Annotated in this window: 15 protein-coding genes; 3 read left to right on the top strand and 12 right to left on the bottom strand. The window is 52.8% G+C overall.

Annotation, left to right across the window (positions count from 1 at the left end):
- Positions 1–501: 501 nt before the first annotated feature.
- Complete coding sequence (locus ACRDD5_RS02115; RefSeq protein ID WP_438675757.1) at positions 502–1,926, bottom strand: DUF4832 domain-containing protein; 1,425 nt, start codon at positions 1,924–1,926, stop codon at positions 502–504.
- A 360-nt stretch (positions 1,927–2,286) separates the two neighbouring features.
- Here ACRDD5_RS02115 and ACRDD5_RS02110 point away from each other — a divergent pair, with 360 nt between their 5' ends.
- On the top strand, positions 2,287–3,213 hold the full coding sequence (locus ACRDD5_RS02110; RefSeq protein ID WP_271281357.1) for a glucosamine inositolphosphorylceramide transferase family protein: 927 nt from the start codon (positions 2,287–2,289) through the stop codon (positions 3,211–3,213).
- A 16-nt stretch (positions 3,214–3,229) separates the two neighbouring features.
- Positions 3,230–4,246 (top strand): UDP-glucose 4-epimerase GalE, encoded by a 1,017-nt coding sequence (gene galE, locus ACRDD5_RS02105; RefSeq protein ID WP_271281356.1) that lies wholly within the window; start codon positions 3,230–3,232, stop codon positions 4,244–4,246.
- 25 nt (positions 4,247–4,271) lie between these two features.
- On the opposite strand, the gene ACRDD5_RS02100 is transcribed toward galE, so the two are convergent.
- From ACRDD5_RS02100 to proP, 11 genes are all read right to left on the bottom strand, one after another.
- Complete coding sequence (locus tag ACRDD5_RS02100; RefSeq protein ID WP_271281355.1) at positions 4,272–4,679, bottom strand: hypothetical protein; 408 nt, start codon at positions 4,677–4,679, stop codon at positions 4,272–4,274.
- Positions 4,680–4,681: 2 nt separating this feature from the next.
- Positions 4,682–5,794, bottom strand: coding sequence for a glycosyltransferase family 4 protein (locus ACRDD5_RS02095; RefSeq protein WP_438675756.1), 1,113 nt, complete (start codon positions 5,792–5,794; stop codon positions 4,682–4,684).
- Between the two features lies 1 nt (position 5,795).
- Positions 5,796–7,007 carry a glycosyltransferase family 4 protein gene (locus tag ACRDD5_RS02090; RefSeq protein WP_438675755.1) on the bottom strand — a complete coding sequence of 404 codons (1,212 nt, stop codon included), beginning with the start codon at positions 7,005–7,007 and terminating at the stop codon, positions 5,796–5,798.
- Complete coding sequence (locus ACRDD5_RS02085; RefSeq protein WP_271281352.1) at positions 7,004–8,002, bottom strand: glycosyltransferase; 999 nt, start codon at positions 8,000–8,002, stop codon at positions 7,004–7,006. The genes ACRDD5_RS02090 and ACRDD5_RS02085 overlap by 4 nt, the downstream gene beginning before the upstream one ends.
- Entirely contained in the window at positions 8,003–9,379 is a 1,377-nt protein-coding gene (locus ACRDD5_RS02080) for a capsular biosynthesis protein (RefSeq protein WP_438675754.1), read from the bottom strand.
- Entirely contained in the window at positions 9,376–10,587 is a 1,212-nt protein-coding gene (locus ACRDD5_RS02075; protein ID WP_271281350.1) for a lipopolysaccharide biosynthesis protein, read from the bottom strand. The genes ACRDD5_RS02080 and ACRDD5_RS02075 overlap by 4 nt, the downstream gene beginning before the upstream one ends.
- Positions 10,584–12,713 carry a GumC family protein gene (locus ACRDD5_RS02070; RefSeq protein ID WP_438675753.1) on the bottom strand — a complete coding sequence of 710 codons (2,130 nt, stop codon included), beginning with the start codon at positions 12,711–12,713 and terminating at the stop codon, positions 10,584–10,586. The genes ACRDD5_RS02075 and ACRDD5_RS02070 overlap by 4 nt, the downstream gene beginning before the upstream one ends.
- A complete protein-coding gene (locus ACRDD5_RS02065) occupies positions 12,713–13,270 on the bottom strand; it encodes a polysaccharide biosynthesis/export family protein (RefSeq protein ID WP_271281348.1) in 558 nt (185 codons plus the stop codon). The genes ACRDD5_RS02070 and ACRDD5_RS02065 overlap by 1 nt, the downstream gene beginning before the upstream one ends.
- 1 nt (position 13,271) lies before the next feature.
- Positions 13,272–14,558, bottom strand: a complete 1,287-nt coding sequence (locus ACRDD5_RS02060; RefSeq protein WP_271281347.1) for an outer membrane beta-barrel protein — start codon at positions 14,556–14,558, stop codon at positions 13,272–13,274.
- A complete protein-coding gene (locus tag ACRDD5_RS02055) occupies positions 14,548–15,963 on the bottom strand; it encodes an undecaprenyl-phosphate glucose phosphotransferase (protein WP_438675752.1) in 1,416 nt (471 codons plus the stop codon). The genes ACRDD5_RS02060 and ACRDD5_RS02055 overlap by 11 nt, the downstream gene beginning before the upstream one ends.
- A gap of 301 nt (positions 15,964–16,264) precedes the next feature.
- A complete protein-coding gene (gene proP, locus ACRDD5_RS02050) occupies positions 16,265–17,767 on the bottom strand; it encodes a glycine betaine/L-proline transporter ProP (protein WP_438675751.1) in 1,503 nt (500 codons plus the stop codon).
- Positions 17,768–18,422: 655 nt separating this feature from the next.
- Here proP and kdgT point away from each other — a divergent pair.
- Positions 18,423–19,418 (top strand): 2-keto-3-deoxygluconate transporter, encoded by a 996-nt coding sequence (gene kdgT, locus ACRDD5_RS02045; RefSeq protein ID WP_271281362.1) that lies wholly within the window; start codon positions 18,423–18,425, stop codon positions 19,416–19,418.
- Positions 19,419–19,461: the final 43 nt, after the last annotated feature.

Raw genomic sequence — 19,461 nt, 5'->3', positions numbered from 1 at the left:
TGCTCGTGAATTAAACTTCGTAATGAATTACGTATGTTCACTCAGAGACTTGGTATTCATTTTTCGTCTTGCGACGTTAAGAATCCATGTCACTTTGAGTGCCCACACAGATTGTCTGATAAATTGTTAAAGAGCAGTGAGTTACCGCTTTCGCTTGTAACTCGAGGTGGACAGTTACTGTCTCAACCTCTTATCGTCTCGGTCACCTTGTGAAGTTGTTCACATGTTCCGTGTCGATGGAGGCGCATTATAGGGAGTTCTCCGCAGGCCGCAACAGTTAAATTGCAGAAAAATGACTGACTGCTGCATTCCACAGCAAAACCCCGCCTTATACCCGTTTACACACAGAATTATCCACAGGCTGGCGGAAATCACCCCTCTCAGACACAGAAAAAGGGGGGTATTCTGGGGACGAACGGACGCTTTAGCGGGAAATTACGTATCTATATATAGAAAGAAAGAACCCAGCCTCGGCTGGGTTCCTGTTTTTGCGTATTGCTGTCAGTTAATCATTACCGATGAGAGGCGATACCATCCGTCGTCCTGCTTACCTTCATTGGCCAACTGAATACGCGGCAGGCCGTTCTTATCCAGCAACCCTACGTCCAGATGGTATTGCCCTGCCGCCAGATTGCGCGGCGTCGCCAGCTGATACCCGGAACGCTGGCTGCCCGGCAGCCACTGACGGATGTCATCCCCGGCGCTGCCCTGGGCAACGGTCTGCCCGCGCTTATCCTGCAGCCGCCAGGCCAGGGTATAGCGCAGATAAATCGGTGCCACCCCATCGTTTGACCAGCTGCTGTTAAGCGCGAGGCTTTGCCCGGCCCTTACGCTCGCCGGATGGGTCAGTGACACCACCCGGAAGCGGTACCCCATTTTGGCCAGCGCCTTGTCGACAATATCGCGGTATACCTTCGGCACGTCGGTGGACTTAAGGTTAATAGTGCTGGCGTGTTGCGCCAGCGCCCAGTCAAAGGTGGCCTGCACTTCTTCACGGGTGTAGCGCTGCACGCTGAGCCATTCCGCCATATGCCCGCAGATCTCAAAGCTAACCGGGGCTTTTTGCCAGACCTGATTGAACCCCGACCAGCTGGACTGGGCAGCCTCGATGCGCTGCGGGTAATCATCGCGCATATGGTTCCAGTCAGGGCCAAAATTGCGCCAGTCGCCCCAGCAGTCCGCCCGCCAGCCAGCCCCTTTTTTGGCGGCATATACCAGCGAGCCTTCCCCGCTGATAAGCATGATCTTCGGCGTGTCGGGGAAAGCGGTGAAATGCATGTCGACGTAGCGGTTAAGCTGCTCGGTGGTGTAACGCTCATGCAGCGGCTTGAGGTTCGGGAAATTGCTGTTATGCCACTCCCCCCAGGCACCGACGATACCAATATCGAGCGTCGCCAGTTCCGGGTTCTTGCCGTAACGCGCCCCGAACGTATTAAGGAGGCGCTGCGCATAACGTATAAAGGTAGGATCGTTCAGATCCGGGGCAAAGGTTTTATCATCCGTCGTCCAGTCTCCTTTTATACCTTTATCGATCAACCACTGGGGAATTTTCGATCCGGACTCCGGCCCATCGAGGATCATAAAACGTAAACCGACGTTCATGGCCGGTTGATGCCGGGCTGCCGCGGCAAAGGCCTCATCAACTAACGCAAAGTTAAACTGCCCTTCTTTGGGCTCAAGCTCGCTCCAGTAATAGCGGCGGTACTCGATACCGGTATCCGGATATTGCGCCGGACCGAGGTTGTCACCAAAGCCGCCATGAAAACTGGCCACCCCATTCCCGGGATTGACCAAAGGGGTTGTGATGGCCACGGGATTAACGGTTTGCACAGGCTCGGCCTGAACAGGCGTCGAGGAGAATGACAGCCCCCCCACTGCCAGCAACAGCACACTTCTTTTTTTGCAGTACAGATCGTTTAAGCGCATTGAATGCCCCTTATGCCCGGATTCCTGCCGACATTGCGCCAGCGGGCCGTTAATCGCTGCGATAAAATGTGGGACTCACCCAAAACTATTATTTCTTTATGCAAAGAGCGGATTTAAGGTTGTAGGGACAGATATACCCGCGTCCGCGTTGTATTCATTCGCTATGATAAATTTGATCGTATACTGTGTAGAGCGGCAAGCATCTCTTCAGCTGAGTTTAATGCTGACACACTCTCTTTGCAAAGTAATGTCAACACCTGGAAATAGTGATTGTTGCGATTAATTCTGCTGCCAGCTTTACGTATAGACGCTTTTATCATCTCCGGCTTATTTAATTTTACTCATGAGTAAAATGATAAAATGTTGAATAAAAACAATAAGCTTATCAAGAAGCTGTTCTTCCATGAGTCCTGGGATATCATGGTTATTAATAGCAAGGGGCAACATGTTTTTCCGCAAAACACGTTGGAAATCCTCAACAATGCTAAAGCACAGCAGCTGGATAAGAAATATATCTTCCAGGCCGACCCCTTTATTATCGACAAAGGCGATCACCTGTACGTTTTTTATGAGGCGTTCTCTTTTCTAAATTCAAAAGGTGTACTACGCTGTCGTATTCTGAATAAAGATCTCGTTGAAATTGATGATGTTAAACTGGATGGCTTTGATGAATTAAAGTGTCATCTCTCCTTCCCGTTCCTGTTCCACCTCGACGGTCAGCTTTTTATGATCCCGGAGTCGTCGGAAAGAAAAGAAATTATCTTATTCCGGTGCGTTGATTTCCCCGCACGCTGGGAAAAAGTCAAAGTGCTGGTTTCCGATTTAGCGGTAACGGATAACGTCATCTTCGGGCTGAATGGCCTGAGTTATCTGGTATCTACCAGCATGGACAATGAGATGGTCATCCACACTGCCGACAGCGTTTTCGGCGACTGGAGGCTCATCTCCCCCACGCTGGATGTCTGTAATGAACACCTGCGCGGCGCGGGCGCACCCTATACGGTTAACGGTAAAACGTACATTTTCACCCAGGAGTGCAACCCTGAGGTGTACGGCAAATCTATCTTTATTAAAGAACTCACCCGCCTGACGCCGGATAAATACGAAGAAAAACTGGTGGGCCGAATAAGTTCTTCGATAAATAACAGTGACGGCATTCACACTCTGAATTTCACCGACAATTATATTGTCTACGATACAAAAAGACTGACCTTCAGCGTGCTCTCTACGTTGAAAAAGCTATCTTATAAAATCATGGTTAATCATCGAAAGCGTCTATTTAACTGAATGACGGAGAGAGATTATGGCGATTCTGGTTACGGGTGGCGCAGGATATATCGGTTCGCATACGGTGCTGGCATTACTCGAAAGGGATGAAGATGTCGTCGTCATCGATAATCTCTCTAACGCCTCACAAGAATCATTAACCCGGGTTGCGCAATTAGCCGGTAAAGCACCTGCAGTGTACATCGCCGACATTCTGGACCGCGAGGCCCTGAAAACCGTTTTCGCCCGGCATGCCATCACTGACGTTATTCACTTTGCCGGGCTTAAATCCGTTTCTGAGTCGATAAAAAAACCGTTGGCCTATTACGAAAATAATGTTGTCGGAACGATGGTGCTGTTGAATGAAATGGCGCTGGCGGGGGTGAACAGCCTTATATTTAGCTCTTCCGCCACGGTGTATGGCAATCCCGATAAAGTCCCTCTGAGCGAACAGTCGCGCACCGGCGGCACCACTAACCCTTACGGCACCTCTAAGCTGATGGTCGAACAGATTTTGGCTGACTTCTCTGTCGCACATCCGGAATTTACGATTACCTGCCTGCGCTATTTCAATCCGGTGGGTGCACACCCTTCCGGGCGGCTGGGCGAAGATCCGAACGGCATTCCCAATAATCTGGTGCCCTATATTTCGCAGGTGGCCATCGGCAAGCTGGAGTGCCTGACCGTGTTCGGCAATGATTACCCGACGCCGGACGGCACCGGCATCCGGGACTACATCCACGTCATGGATCTCGCCAGCGGCCACCTCGCCGCGCTGGACCATAAAGCCGAAGGCGGCGCGTTTAAAGCTATAAACCTTGGTACCGGGGTGGGCTATTCGGTGATTGACCTGATTAAGGCCTTCGAAAAAGCGGCACAGACCACCATCAACTACCGGATTGTCGGCAGACGCTCCGGAGACGTGGCCGAGTGCTGGTCAGATTCTTCTCTGGCACGCCAGCAGCTGGGCTGGCAGGCCACCCGCAATCTGGATGAGATGATGCGCGACGCCTGGAACTGGCAGAAAAACAACCCGGGCGGCTATCGCCCCTGAACCCACAAACCCGGTGGCGACCGCCTTAACGATCCCTGAGGTTAAGCCACCAGTCCCAGATCCCAACGTGGAAATGCTGAAACACGTCAATCCCGAGGGCGGATTTGATCATATACAGTGTCAGCAGGATGCAAAACAGGAAGAACAGCGTGGCGAACAGGATCAGAAAGGTCACCACGACACGCGACAGCCTGGATTCCGGACGTATGCGCTTGCGTAAATCCCGCCCCAGTAAAAACACCATATAGTAGCGTTTACCGAAGAAGGGAAAACCGCGACGAATATCGACCCTGTGCCGTGAAGCGAGCGTCACCGAGATAATCGCGTTCTCGATCTCTTGCTTTTGCTCCGGGGTCAATTCTGCAATCACGTTTTCATCAAGCGCTTCATAAAAGCGGTCAATCACTATTGGGTTTCTGGACTTACTGGACAATTTTAACCTGTTGTTTTGTATAAGCGATGATAGACAGACACGGTTTTCCTGGCGATTTCATGCCAGTCGTAATGCTGCAGATAGTCATGGTAATCAATCCGGGGCGTATTCTGCCATCTTGTCATTTTCTGTGCTAAATCAGCAACGTCACCCACTCTGAAATGGGTCTCAGCCGGTAAGCCGACCTCAAGATTCGGCAAAATGTCGCTCACCACCACCGGCAGCGAAAACGACATCGCTTCCAGCAGCGCAATCGGCAGCCCCTCGTGGTAAGAGGGCATCACAAACAGAGACGCCTGAGAGAAGACAACCTGCAGCGCTTCGCCCTTTAAAAACCCCGTCAGCACCACATTCGGGGTTTGTAGCGCATCCTGCTTCAGCCGCGTGCTGTATTCCGTGGGATGATCCGCATCGCCCACCAGCACCAGCGGCAACGTCAGGCCCGACTGTTGATAAGCGGCGAGGGCATCATGCATCCCCTTCTCTTCGACGAAGCGCCCGACCATCACAATGTAGTTCCCGGGCTGCAAACCGTAGCGGCCGAGGATCCTGTCGATCAACGCATCATCCAGCGGTTGCGGCGCAGGGACACCGTTATAAATCAGATGCGCATCGCGGCGGCCATGCTTCTTCTGAATGATCTGGTTAATGACCTCAGAGATGACGATCACTTCATGGGCATACTTCACCGCCACTTTCTCACCCAGCATCAGGATCTGTTTTGCCGCCCAGCCCCACTTCTGGCGCTCGTAGTCCGGCCCATGATGGGTAAAGACCACCCGCTTGCCCAGCAGGCGTAACAGCGGCACCACCAGCCCCGGCCCGATGGCGTGAACATGCACAATATCGGATCGGTCGACGACTGTCCTGAACGCCGCGACAACGGAGTGGACAATGGCTTCAAGACTGCGTTTTTTCGGCGCCCACAGGGCCAGGGTTTCCACATCTTTGTAGCGCGAACGCCGGTAGCTGACGTAGGGCGAGCGGGCGATGACGCAAATTTCTACCTCAAACTGGTTGCGGATTGCCGGGTACAGATTCTGGCAGTGGGTTTCCACCCCGCCGAGTACGTCGGGGATCCCGCGCGTGCCAAACACCGTGATTTTTTTGAACATGTCAGGGCCTGCTGAGCAATTCGGTATACAGCGCCTGCAACGACTCCATGTGCTTGCGCAGCGAATATTTCTGGCAAAGACGCTCGCGGGCTTTCAGTCCCATCTCCCGGGCCTGGGCCGGATTTTCCGCCATCCTGTCCAACGCATCAGCCAGATCCTGAACATTGCCGGGTTCAAACAGCAGCCCTTCAACGCCGTGTCGCACCTGCTCCGGGATCCCGCCAATGCGGGCCCCGACCACCGGCCGGGCAAAGGCCATCGCCTCCAGCACCGACATGGAGCAGTTCTCATAACATTCTGACGGGAGCACCACCGCTCTGGCGTTCTGGATCAGTGCATTCAGCGCCGGACCCTGCTGGACGTAGCCGAGGAACTCGGCATGGGGGTATCTCGCTACCATGTCATCATGCAGCGGCCCGTGACCGACAATTTTCAGCGGCACCTTATTGCGCATTTTCTCATGCGCCTGGGTCAGGGTAGGCACCCCTTTTTCCCGGCTCAGGCGACCCACGTACAGCAGATAACCCTCATCTACGGTGGTATCGGGCATCTGACTGTCGTCCATGCCGTTCACAATCACGTCGATACGGGAATCCGGCAGGGTCCGCTTCAGCTGGCCGCGCAGAAATTCGCTTGGAGAGACGATAACGTCCAGCGCCTGATAATTTTGCGCAATGTACTGCCAGGTGGCTTCCAGTGACAGCAGCAGGCTCTTCGAGGCCGATCCCTCCTGACAGCGGTAGCGAAAGGCATTAAATACCGTGCCGGTTACGCAGGCATCGCACACCTTGCCATCGCGCAGCATCGAGTACGACGGGCACATAATCTTGTAGTCATGGGCAGTAAGCACGGTCTTACAGCCAAAATCACGGGCGACCTTAATCAGAGCCGGGGTCAGCTGATGATAGATATTGTGAAAATGGACAATATCCGGGCGCGCGTTTTCCAGCAGCGCCAGCATCTTTTTGCAGGCTTCACGATTGTGAATAAAATTGACGGCGGTTTTGACCCCCGCCAGCAACCCGCCCTCTTTGTGGTAATCCACGTTGCTGACGAAGTAGTCAGCATAGTCAGACGAAAAGTTATTCGCGTGCTGCATGGAGAAATCAATCACCTCCACGCCGGCCGCTTTCAGCATATTACGTTCCTGAAAGTACACCGTTTCCGCGCCGCCCTTAATAAAGAAGAACTTATTCACCATCAAAACTTTCATTGGTCCCCCTGGTCATGAACCACTTTATTGCTGGGGGGAACCCTCGGATCGCGAAGCGGGTGGAACAGTCCCTTGATCAGCCCGGCAGAGAGCACGGCGAGGTTAACCACGCTGTTAAGGCCGTTTTTGAAGGAACGATTCTGAATAGTCTTGAGCAGGATAAAGGCCAGCAGCGGCAGCAGCGCGATATCAATCAGGCTGACGTCCAGGGTCAAAAACGCTATCAGAACGAACAGGATATAGCCCGCGAAGATCACTTCGTTTTTGACCATATTAAGCGCATGGCGAAAATAAGGCTTACCCCACGCGCTGCGCAGCAGTTCGCCCGGCGCCTGGTGAAACCCGCTTTTCCAGCGAAACCACAGCATCTTCAGCGTTGGCAGCGAGTGCGAGGTATGGCGGAAATAGGGCACGTCCAGACGACGCAGCTTATAGCCCGCCGTCAGCAGGCGCATGCCTAACTCTGCCTCTTCGTAAGCGTGCAGGCTGCGGTTGGTCAGGTAGCCCACATCCGCAATCGCCGAGCGGCGATACAATCCGCCGCCGCCTAAATGGTCGTTATCCCCCAGCGGGTAAATCTTATTGATGCGCTGCTTACGTGAGGTGAACTCATAGTTTGACGCCTCGTCCATCTCCACCGTACCGGCCACGCCCGCATACGTCGGGTTGTCCTGCAAAAACGCCACTGCATGGTCGATAAAGCCCGGCTCCAGCTCCATGTCACCGTCCATTAGCAGGATGTATTCGCCTTCACTGTAGAGATAGCCAAGCTGATGCCCCACGCCGCAGGAGCGATCCTCCGGCTCCGTTAACGACACCACCATCACGCCTTTATTGCTGGCGAGCTGCTGGGTGTTATCCGTGGACAGGCTATCCGCCACAATAATTTTATGCGGATAATCGGCTAACTGGCTGCGAATGCTATCGATGGTTTTCTCAATACATTCGGCTTCGTTTAACGTTTTGATACTGACGGAGATAAAAGGTTTCTGCATCTAATACTGTCCCGCATAGCGACGTACGGTCCGACGAATAACCAGACTGGACCCTAACGCCAGATAGAATAAAAATTGCAACATAGGGATGATCATCAATATCTGGCTGTACGGCAGACTCAATAAACAGGCGATGGAAAAGACGTTAAAGGCTGGGGCAAAACTCAGCAGATGAAGATCGGCTTTGTCGAGCTGTTCAAGCGACAGCAGCGGTTCAGGCTGGATCACTTTCAGAATGTAGACAAACAGGCCGATAAACATCAGCGTGCCGATGACCCCCACTTCCCAAAGCAGCATACTCAACGAGGTGGAATCGAGGATCAAGTTGTAGACCCGGTTGAGGAAGCCGGGAGACAAGGCGCTGCCGCTGTTGGTGGCATTCAGACCGTAGCCAAACAGCGTGCCCGGCAGCCCGGACAAATCGCTGTTTTTCAGCCAGAACAGCAGCGTGGTAATACGGCCGACCTCCCCGCTGGGCATGATGTAATTCGGATCGAAGATATAGTCCATCGAGTTCAGGAAGATGGTGAAGGCGCTCAGCGTCGGATCGCTGCCAAACGCCGATGCATAGCCGTAGGCGAGGACCACAATCGCCAGCCCGATCAGCAGCGCCATTCCGGCAAAAATGGACAACAGCACGGTCAGGCTGACTTTACTCACGTCCTTAACGTAAGACGGCATCAGCCATACCCACGCCAGCAGCAGCGGCGACAGGAGGATCACAAATTTGACCTCGCCGACGATACACATCACAAACCCCAGCACGATATGCAGGGCCATAGATTTGAAGCTCGTCAGGCCATGTTTATATTCCGAGACTTTCAGCAGCATGATCAGCAGACAAAACAAACCCATGGCGGCGGTATTCCCACCGCCCATCGGGTCACCGCCGAAGGTCCCCACGACGGAGTCCCACTTTTCCTCTTCACCGTGCAGCGCCACACGCTGCGGCAGAACAACGATCAGCTGGTACAGCGCCACCGGGAACTGGGCGTAAAACACCCAGTACATCCCGCGCGTTACCCGATAGATCTGCGACTCGCGGCAGAACCCCAGCAGCAGGCTGACCATCACCAGCGACAGCGCAAGCTCATTTTTAAAGCCAATCAGCGTAATCAACGCCCCGCCCTGGAACAGGGTCGAAATGCCGACCAGCGCCAGAAATGAAATGTACAGCGCCAGAATAATGGTCTCCTGGGCATCCAGTTGCAGGGGTTCATCCCGGGTCTGGAGTACCAGCAGGCCGCTCATCAGCAGGGTCATGAAAAAGGGCAGCCACAGCACCGCCTGCGCGCCGGTAAAATACTGCACCAGCCCGCAGACCATCAGGGTTAACAGGGCGAAGGTCTGTAAGTAATGTCCGGTATTGAGATTCATGATGTCACCGACCCGTTTTTCAGCATATCGGCGCGCTTATTCACTTTCAGGTAGATAAACGCGTAGCGAACAAACGTCAGAATCGAAAAGAGAATAATGGCGGTGGCGTAGTCATTGTAAAAATACGGCACCACCACAAAAGCCATGATCACAATCGCCAGCTGCTCGAGCTGAATGCGCAGAAAATACCGGTGCGAGCCGAAGATAAGCTCAATCACCGTCAGCGGACAGACCGCCAGCGCCGGGAACAGGTACGGCAGCATATAGCGCGACGTGGGGACCGAGTTAATCCACTCCTCGCTGAAGCCCAGATTCATCACGATCGGGTAAAAAATAAAAACCCCCAGCGTGCAGATAATCCCCAGCGTTAACAGCAGCATACGCACCTTCGTATACTCCTGGTAATTGAATACGTTGTTTCTGAAATCAATCGACCATTTCGAGAAAATGGTATTGCGCACCGCGTTGCCCACAATCACCACCGGGGCCAGACAGAAGCGACTGACCACCGAAAAATAGCCCGCCGTCAGGGCCGAGAACCAGAAGTTGATCAGCATGATCGGCAGGTTGCTGTTGGCCATCGCCAGCACTTCGGCACTGCCGACTTTGCTGAGGTGGTGGATATGTTTTCTGAGAAATGCCAGATTACTGGCGGGAAGCAGGTGATGCAGCGTAATGCTGCGAACATCAAATGCCCACAGAATGCAGGCCGCGGTCAGCACCATCATCGACACCGCCCACGCCCAGTAAAAAGCCATCACCTGGCTGGTGAGGAGCACCGAGAGCACCACCACCACCGAAACGGAAATACGCTGGACCACCAGAAAGCGGAAGTTGGCCGTGCGCAGGGAGAGGTTTTCCGCCACCAGCACCCAGGTATTCGACAGGGTAAGCAGGTAGAGGAAGAACACATTCTGATCAAACAACCAGGCCGTCAGCACGGCGTATGGCACGGCGACCAGCAGGCTCTGCAGAAGACAAAACACCACGTTCTGGGTGAGTTCATCATCCGGCTGCCGGGGGATCAGCAGCTGCGAGGCAAAGGTACACACCTGCGCGCCAATCAAGGCAATGCTGTAGTTGAGCGCATACAGCCCCACTTCACCCAGATCGTACTTATGTGAAATCAGCCAGATCGACAGGGCGCCGATCAGCTGAGAAATCACTGACGATCCAGCTATCGTGGATGCGCTCTTCAGTAAACTCATGCCCGACCTGTGCTGTTCATCAGTTCATGGGTATGGTGATTGAGTGAACGTAACCCCTCTTTGGTTTCCAGGTTTTTATCCACCACCTGATTTATCACCCCACCAATCACGACCCCGCGATTGAGGGTGACCTTATCAATGGCGGCGCCAATGGTATCGGAAGACGAGAGACCCGCTTTCAGGACGAAGATCAGGCCATCCGTCACCGGGCTAATCAGCTGCACATCCTGGCTCTGATTAACCGCCGCCACGTCAATGATGATGCGCTGGTAGCGGGTACGCAGGGTCGCCAATAGCGGCTTGAGACGTTCCGGCGACAGCAACAGCAAAGACGAGACCCTGCTCGTGCCGCGCGGCAGGAAGTCGAGCCTGTCGCTGAGTGTCACCAGCACATTGTCAACGCTGCTCTCGCCGCACAACACTTCCGCCACGCCCGGTGCCTTCGGTGAACCCAGCTCGCCCGACAGGCCATCGCTGTTAAAGAAATCCATATCGATAATCAGCGTCTTCTGGTCAAAGCTAAGGGAGTTCGCCAGCAGGTTCGCCAGCAGAGAACGCCCTTCCCCGCCCTCGGTCGAGGCGATCGCTATCACCTTCAGCGGCAGCTGATGCAGAATGATGTGGGTACGGATGCTGTGAATGATGTCGGCATTAAGCGGATCGTTGGTAATCAGGTTGCGAATGTTGCTGCGCCCGTCTGCCCCCGTAAAGCGGCGGATCTCCCCCAGCGGCGCCAGGCCAAGGCGTTTTTGCATCTGGCTGAGGGTGTTCACCGAGCGATCCATCGCCGCTTTAACAATCAAGTACAGCATGTAGAAGACCATCACCAGCAGAACAACCATCAGCAACAGCAGCGGCTTATTCGGTTTTGCTGGCCGTTCGGCCGGGACGGCGGGATCGTAGATCACCGCATCGGCATCGGTATACGAGCCCGGCAATGTCAGCTCCTGGGTACGCTGATAGACCACTTTATACATCTCTTCGGTCTTATCCAGCGTCAGCTTCAGGTCGTTGTAACCGTCGCGCTTCATCGACATCTTCTGGAAGTTCGCTTTCTGCTGTTCCAGCTGCTGCTGATAATTTTTCTCGTCCGCCAGCGCGGCCTCGTAGCTCTGGCGCAAACCAATCTGCTGCTCTCTTAACGCCATCCCGGTTTGATCCTGAATGGCCCGGATACGCTCCTGCGCCTGGAGGATTTTTTCATGCTGCGGCCCGTAGGATTTGCGCAGCTCATACAGCGCACTGTTGGCCTGAATCAGCGCGATGCGTAAATCCTGGATCTGGGCATGGTTCGACACCGACGGCAGCGAAATCACGCTTCCCGATGAACGCCCTGCGCGGACTTCGTTATACAGCGACTCGGCCGCCACGCGACGCTGGGTCGCATCCGCCAGACGGTTGGTGACAATCCCCATCTGTTCGGTTTCAAACCCGTCGACGCCGCGGAAGGTCAACAGCCCCTCTTTTGCCAGGTAGGCATCCAGCGCGGCCTTTTGCTTAACAATTTGCTGCTGGAGTTCCTGCAGCTTCTGCTGGTTATCATCCCGGGCCTTGCCGGTTTTCTGCTGCTTGAGGGCAAGGGTGTAATTGATAAATGCCTGCGCCACGCCGTTGGCGACATCTGCCGACAGCTGAGGCGAGGTGGATTCATACGACACCGTCGCCAGGTGGGTAGTGCGCACGCTGCTGATGGTGAGGTCTTTCTGCATCGTTTTCAGCGCCCGATCGATTCGCTGCTGCTCGCTGTCATTGGCCGAGGCGCTGTCGGTTTTGGTACCGATGAACGCCGGATTTTGATCGAGTTTCAGGGAGCGAACGGCCTGCTCCAGCACCACGCGCGACTGCATCAGCGCGTTTTGCGTTTCGTAATAGCCGTTTCGGGTAGAGTCATAGCCCTCAACCTGCTGGAATGGCGTCACATTATCGGGCTGAGCTTTGATCAACACCGTTGCCGTCGAAATATACTTCGATGACATAAAACTCATTAAAACCCACGCTATCGCCCCGGCAATAATGCCGACCAGGACAATTTTCCACAGGTTCTGTCTAATTTCGCCGGCAAATTTTGAGACAGCGATAGCGCTTTCCCGTGTTTTGCCATTTTCCACCATTGAGAGTTTCGTCATCAGAAGAACCCCATACCAATAATAAGGATATCACCGGGGTGAACAGAGTGAGTGACATCAACATTGTTGAGTAACTCGCCCGTGCTGGCCTTGCGGAGGCTTAAATCTTTGCGGTCTGCGCGATCGGTAAAACCGCCGCCGAGGGCAATGGCTTTTTCGACGGTCATACCGGGTTCATAGGCATAACCGTTCGGATTCTCGATTTCGCCTGAGATATAGAATTTGCGGAACTCAGCAATATTGACGGTCACCATTGGCCGTTCCAGATAACCTTTGAGTAGACGCTGGGTAATCTCCGCATCAACCTGGCTTGCGGTTTTACCCTTTAATACCAGCTTGCCGATATAGGGATAATTAATCGTCCCACTATTATCGAGGACAACGCGCATGGTTAAGTCAGGCTGATTAGCCACATTAATATTGACGGTATCACCGGCACCGAGTAAATACTCGTCGGCATTCACCGTCGTATCATCCATTAATGGCGGAGGAGACGTCGAACAGCCCGCCAACAGGGCGCTGAGTAGCACAAGGACGCACAGGTTCATTATTTTCATTTTAAATCTGTACCTTAGCTGTAAGCATAATTAAAGATGCGTCATAGCCCAACGTTCTCAGCACGACCTGATCGTCATTGGGTCCGATGGTGAATGAATCTGTCTCTTTATTAGACTTAAGCGTATCTAGATGATATTCAACGCCAAAATTGATAGATGGCGTCAGATCGTAACTCACCGCAACGGTGAATAACCCGTTCTTATCATGACGATCCTTGTTCTGGTCTTTATAGTCTTCTGTCGTATAGGTGTAATCAACCAAAGTCGAGAGCCGGTCGTTCATCCATAAATGTTTGTATGAAAGACCATACTGGGTCACTAAAATATATCCACCCGCCTCCGAAGGATCAGAAATACTTTGCGAGGTGCGTAAGGTAAATGTCGACTGTTTAAGCGGCTTCCATTCGCCCTGAATGTCCCAGTTCAGTCCATTAAAGTCCTTCGAACCTGGGTTATTCTCAAACGTTTTATACAGCCACGACAGGTTCGCATCGACGTTTGTTTTCCCGGTCAGCTGCGTCTTTACGCCATAACGCAAATAGTATTCATTACTGTCTTTTTCCGGGTCATTATCGTAACGACGCTGGTTGGTAATAAAACTATAGCGAAAACGCGTCTGAGATGTGTACTGATCGAAAATTTCTGCGACCAGGCTATTTTCATCCCATTCTTCTTCACGAATGTACTGATAAAAATCGGCACTCGCATTTTGCGCATCCTGGGTATTGCCGTAGGTCAGCTTTTTATGACCCAGCGCGATTTCGCCCTTGCCCCGCCCTTTTGGCGCACCGTAGCTGTAACGAAGTTCGCTGTCGAAGAAATTAGTGGTCAGCGGGGAACGAATGCCGTACTGGCGGAACTGGTCCGGCAGAAAACCCTCCGTCACGCCGCGGCCCCGCTGCTCGTGCCCAAGGGAATCCTGCAGGTTCAGGCTCAGACCGTGCATCAGGCCATAGCGCCATGCCCCATTGAAGCGGAAGAAGTGATCGTCGTAGTTATCCGCAGAATCGCTGGAATACTGCCGATAGTCGCCGGAGTACATCAGCAGATACTGATCCTGATAGCGCTCGCCGGTCAGGGTGATCACCGGCCGCAGGCCCATAAACGCGGAGCTTTTCGCATCGCTGTCATGGGGTTGATAAGTGACGTTATCGTTCTGACCGTAGTCCGCGGCAACGTTGCTCTGGAAGTCGATGCCCGCAAAGCCAATGTGTGATTTAGGTGTTAATTCTGCCCAGGCAACCGGAGACACCATGATTCCGGCGATAACCATTATTTTAATATGCATTCTTGCCGACAAATCCCTTAAAAATGGTTTTAATGATAATTTTTATATCTAACCACAAGGACCAATTTTGAATATATTCAATGTCGTACTGAACCCGTTTTTCCATTTTATAGAGCGCGTCAATTTCCCCACGATAACCTTTAATTTGTGCTAACCCGGTGATACCGGGCTTCACTTTATGGCGAATCATGTAGTTTTCGACCTGCTTACGGTAAAGTTCATTGTGTGCCACAGCGTGCGGCCGCGGACCGACAATTGACATATTCCCCTGCAACACGTTGATGAACTGCGGAAGTTCATCCAGTGAGGTCCGGCGTAAGAATGCGCCAAAGCGCGTCACCCGAGGGTCATCCCGCGTCGCCTGCACCACCGTGTCGGTATTTTCCATCACTTTCATGGTGCGGAACTTCCAGACTTTTATTTTCTGCCCGCTCAGGCCATAGCGATCCTGCTTAAAGAACACCGGCCCACGCGACGTGAGCTTTATTCCAATGGCAATCACCAGCATTAACGACACAATCATTAGCATAATTACGCTGCCCAGAACCAGATCTTCCGCGCGTTTAATAAACGAGCCTCCCCCATCCAGCGGAGAAGCGAAGATGCCAATGGTTTGCAAATTATGGATCGAGCGTAACTGCGACATATTGGTGCTGTAGGCGTAAAAGTCCGGCACGATATAGGTATTGACCGTGGTATCCGACATCATCGCCAGAAAATGACGGATGCGCTCCAGCGCCACCATTGGCAGGGCGATATAAATCTCGTCAACCTTGCTCGCCTGCGCGGCTTCAACCAAATTCAGCACCGACCCCTCATAGGGGCTGGTGATTTTTTTCGCCAGCTCCCCCAGCCGCGAAGGTTCCCGTTCGTCATAGAAGGCCAGTTCCAGCTGAATGTCGGAATACTCTTTGCGCAGCGCCATTTCCGCCGCCAGGCCATTGTCGGTAATGCCAATAATGGCCACCCGGATCCTTTTTTTCGCAGAGAGCTTGAAGATGACCAGACGCACGGCATACAAAAAAACAACGGGCGCGGCATACCAGAACGGTGACGCAGGAATATCACGGACATCCATTGCGCTCAGGTAACCACGGGAATGCAGTTCGGAGACCAGAATACGCACAAAACCGATAAACAGAATGGCTAAGAACGCGGTTAAGAACAGACGCCGCTGGCTACGTATTTTGTTGTTCTTCGGGCGGTACTGATAGCACTGGGTGTACTCACCAAACAGTAAAAAAGCCGTCGAGTACAATAAGCTGATCAGAATAACAGTATCGAAGGGCTCTATTTTCAAGAACCACGCGCTGGCGATCAGAATGAAATTAATTGCGAAAAAATCAATTAATTTAATAATGAGTGGATATCGTCCATGAGTAATCTTTTGCGAATTTCTCAGCATAAACAGACTCACTTATTATTTTTTTAGTTCAGCCTTACTTACCCTGTGCCATCAAGAAAACACCATAATGTCTCGATGATTGAGCGGAGTCGCACATAAAAATTATCAAAATGAATAATAACGCCCCGTGAATATTTACAAGTATGGGTCCCGACGCAGTGGTCGCTGAAAAAAGGGCATTAACTTACATATAGCGTATGCACGTTCTTATAAAAGCGCCAATAAACTTTCGCGGCTGAGGGCGTTGCAGGGGGGCATCGACAAAACAAAAAAAAAGCCTGACCGGAGTCAGGCTTGAAGGTTACTCGTTAATTCGGGGGTGCTGATCGACAAGTCGCGTGCGCTTGGCCTGCAACGCGGTAATTTCTGCATCGATATCTTCTATCTTCTGCTCAATATTGTCGTGATGCTCGCGCAGGATCTCTTTTGCTTCCTGCAGGTCCGACGCGGCCGGGGTCGCCCCTTTCAGCGGCAGATTGGCGGTCTCTTTCATCGTCAGGCCGGTCACCAGACCGATAGCTGCAACCACCATCAGGTAGTAAGCCGGCATCATCAGGTTCTGGGTGCTTTCCACCAGCGAGGCCGCCAGAGTCGGGGTCAGGCCGGCAATCAGAACCGAGATATTAAACGCTGCCGCCAGCGCACTGTAGCGAATATGCGTCGGGAACATCGCCGGCAGCGTCGAGGCCATCACCCCGATAAAGCAGTTCAGGATCACCGCCAGCATCAACAGACCGGCGAAAATCAGGCTGAGCATGTTGCTGTTAATCAGGATAAAGGCCGGGATAGCCAGCAAGAACAGCGCCACGCTACCGAAAATAACAAACGGACGACGGCCGAAGCGGTCACTCAGCAGGCCCATAATCGGCTGCACAAACAGCATCCCCACCATGATGGCGATAATAATCAGCACACCGTGATCTTCTGAGTAGTGCAGGTTATGCGACAGATAGCTCGGCATATAGGTCAGCAGCATGTAGTAGGTCACGTTGGTGGAGATCACCAGACCGATACAGGTCAACAGGCTGCGCCAGTGTTTGGTGGCAATCTCTTTAAACGAAACCTTCGGACCTTCCTGCAGGCCTTCGCGATCGCCCTGCTCCAGCTTATCCACGTGCTGCTGGAACGCCGGGGTCTCTTCGAGCGCGTGACGCAGATAGAGGCCGATAATACCCAGCGGCAGCGCCAGGAAGAACGGAATACGCCAGCCCCATTCAAGGAAGTTCTCTTCGCCCACCACGGTGGAAATCAACACCACCACGCCCGCGCCCAGCACAAACCCGGCAATCGAGCCAAAGTCGAGCCAGCTGCCCATAAAGCCGCGCTTACGGTCCGGGGAATACTCGGCAACGAAAATCGATGCGCCGGTGTACTCACCGCCTACCGAGAAGCCCTGCGCCATCTTACAAAGCAGCAGCAGGATCGGCGCCCAGATGCCAATACTGGCATACGACGGGATCATGCCGATACAGAAGGTACTGATCGACATAATGATTATGGTGATGGAGAGGATTTTCTGACGGCCGTATTTATCCCCCAGTCTGCCGAAGAACAGACCGCCCAGCGGACGAATAAGGAAAGGAACAGAGAAGGTCCCTAGCGCGGCAATCATCTGCAGGCTGGGATCGGCACCGGGGAAGAAGACTTTACCTAGCGCATAGGCCACGAAGCCGTACACACCAAAATCGAACCACTCCATCGCATTACCGAGGGAGGCGGCGGTGATCGCTTTGCGCAATTTACCGTCGTCAATAATTGTGACGTCGCGCAGGGTTATGGGTTTAACTTTTTTCCTTTTAAGCATTGCTATCCTCGTAGACTAAGCCCCGATCTCACCACGGCACGAAAAAATGCGGCCTGTGGAACCCGGGAAGCGCCTCATGCGCATTCTCCTTAATCAAGCGTAGCAGGTTTACTTACACTGACCTGTCTTGACAGTACAACCGAACCTGTTGACGCCTGTCTGGAGAGTTAGGGGTCTCTTTACCCTACCAGCGTTTATATTTGTGATCAACTTCACACATATTTTGCAGGGTTACTCCTCAATTGTCTTGATTCTGACGATTTCGTTATCAGACGAGCCTTAATCATGGTCCGATAAATAATATTTCATGCGTTATTATTTGCCATGAAATCAAAAGTTCATCATATTTTTTCACATCAAATTTACAGACTTTTTAATAATCAAGTTGAGGATCGTAGGTTTCCGCAAAATATGTGATCCACATAACTAAAACACTGTTTTATTTTCATTGAATCATTATTCCAACGATCGCATCATAACTGCGGTTCAGACGGTATGGCCGCCTTCAGGCGAAGGTAAGCAATACCAAACGCATTATGTTTACAGCAAAAATCACGGGTATCCTGACAAGCATTAGTCGCAACTCGTTGAATTTATTTTGATTATTTTATAGCTCCCCCGCCGGGTTTGGCGAGGTGAGTTCTGAGGGTAGATGATGAAGATTAAAGCCGCGATTGAACGCATTCCGGGTGGGATGATGCTGGTCCCGCTGGTACTGGGAGCAATCTTAAATACGTTAGCACCTGATACTGGGGCCTATTTTGGTGGTTTCACCAAAGGGATGATTACCGGTACGGTTCCTATTCTGGCGGTCTGGTTCTTCTGTATCGGCGCCTCCATTAATTTACGCGCAACGGGCACCGTTTTACGTAAATCCGGCACCCTGGTCATTACCAAAATTGCCGTTGCCTGGATTGTCGCCATGCTCTGCGCGATGTTTATTCCGGAAAATGGCATTCAGACCGGCTTCTTCGCAGGCCTGTCAGTGCTGGCGATTGTTTCAGCCATGGACATGACCAACGGCGGTCTGTACGCCAGCCTGATGAACCAGTACGGCACCAAAGAAGAGTCCGGTGCATTCGTTCTGATGTCGCTGGAATCCGGCCCGCTGGTCACCATGCTGATCCTCGGTTCCGCAGGTCTGGCATCGTTTGAACCGCACCACTTTATTGGCGCAGTCCTGCCGTTCCTGATCGGTTTCGCCCTCGGCAACCTGGACCACGATTTCCGCGAATTCTTCAGCAAAGCAACACCGGTGCTGATCCCGTTCTTCGGCTTCGCGCTGGGTAACACCATTAACCTGAACGTCATCATGCAGACCGGCCTGCTGGGTATTGCGCTGGGTGTAGCGGTTATCGTGATCACCGGTATTCCGCTGATTTTTGCCGACCGCGTCATTGGTGGGGGTAACGGTACTGCGGGGGTCGCCGCGTCGTCAGCCGCAGGTGCTGCGGTGGCGAACCCGATGATTATCGCTCAGATTAACCCGGCGTTCGAACCGGTTGCGGCTTCCGCTACTGCACTGGTTGCTGCAAGCGTCATCGTCACGGCGATTCTGGTGCCTATCATCACCGCGCTGTATGCCAAACGTTATGGCAACATTCCGGTTAAAGATGCCGAGCCTGCACCGGCTGAGTCTCTGCACCACTAAGTTTTTCACCCTCTTCCCGCCGGGGAGAGGGTGAACTTGCCTG

It is taken from the genome of Silvania sp., from assembly GCF_051656365.1.
Classification (GTDB): domain Bacteria; phylum Pseudomonadota; class Gammaproteobacteria; order Enterobacterales; family Enterobacteriaceae; genus Enterobacter; species Enterobacter hatchlandensis.
Note: the sequence above shows the minus strand (reverse complement) of the source record. Positions and strands in the feature narration are given on the sequence as shown.

Coding starts and splice junctions, on each gene's coding strand:
- proP (WP_438675751.1), bottom strand. CDS start 17,767: ATGCTTAAAAGGAAAAAAGTTAAACCCATAACCCTGCGCGACGTCACA.
- ACRDD5_RS02095 (WP_438675756.1), bottom strand. CDS start 5,794: ATGTTCAAAAAAATCACGGTGTTTGGCACGCGCGGGATCCCCGACGTA.
- ACRDD5_RS02115 (WP_438675757.1), bottom strand. CDS start 1,926: ATGCGCTTAAACGATCTGTACTGCAAAAAAAGAAGTGTGCTGTTGCTG.
- ACRDD5_RS02080 (WP_438675754.1), bottom strand. CDS start 9,379: ATGAATCTCAATACCGGACATTACTTACAGACCTTCGCCCTGTTAACC.
- ACRDD5_RS02055 (WP_438675752.1), bottom strand. CDS start 15,963: ATGCTGAGAAATTCGCAAAAGATTACTCATGGACGATATCCACTCATT.
- kdgT (WP_271281362.1), top strand. CDS start 18,423: ATGAAGATTAAAGCCGCGATTGAACGCATTCCGGGTGGGATGATGCTG.
- ACRDD5_RS02085 (WP_271281352.1), bottom strand. CDS start 8,002: ATGCAGAAACCTTTTATCTCCGTCAGTATCAAAACGTTAAACGAAGCC.
- ACRDD5_RS02065 (WP_271281348.1), bottom strand. CDS start 13,270: ATGAAAATAATGAACCTGTGCGTCCTTGTGCTACTCAGCGCCCTGTTG.
- ACRDD5_RS02110 (WP_271281357.1), top strand. CDS start 2,287: ATGTTGAATAAAAACAATAAGCTTATCAAGAAGCTGTTCTTCCATGAG.
- ACRDD5_RS02060 (WP_271281347.1), bottom strand. CDS start 14,558: ATGCATATTAAAATAATGGTTATCGCCGGAATCATGGTGTCTCCGGTT.
- ACRDD5_RS02090 (WP_438675755.1), bottom strand. CDS start 7,007: ATGAAAGTTTTGATGGTGAATAAGTTCTTCTTTATTAAGGGCGGCGCG.
- ACRDD5_RS02070 (WP_438675753.1), bottom strand. CDS start 12,713: ATGACGAAACTCTCAATGGTGGAAAATGGCAAAACACGGGAAAGCGCT.
- galE (WP_271281356.1), top strand. CDS start 3,230: ATGGCGATTCTGGTTACGGGTGGCGCAGGATATATCGGTTCGCATACG.
- ACRDD5_RS02075 (WP_271281350.1), bottom strand. CDS start 10,587: ATGAGTTTACTGAAGAGCGCATCCACGATAGCTGGATCGTCAGTGATT.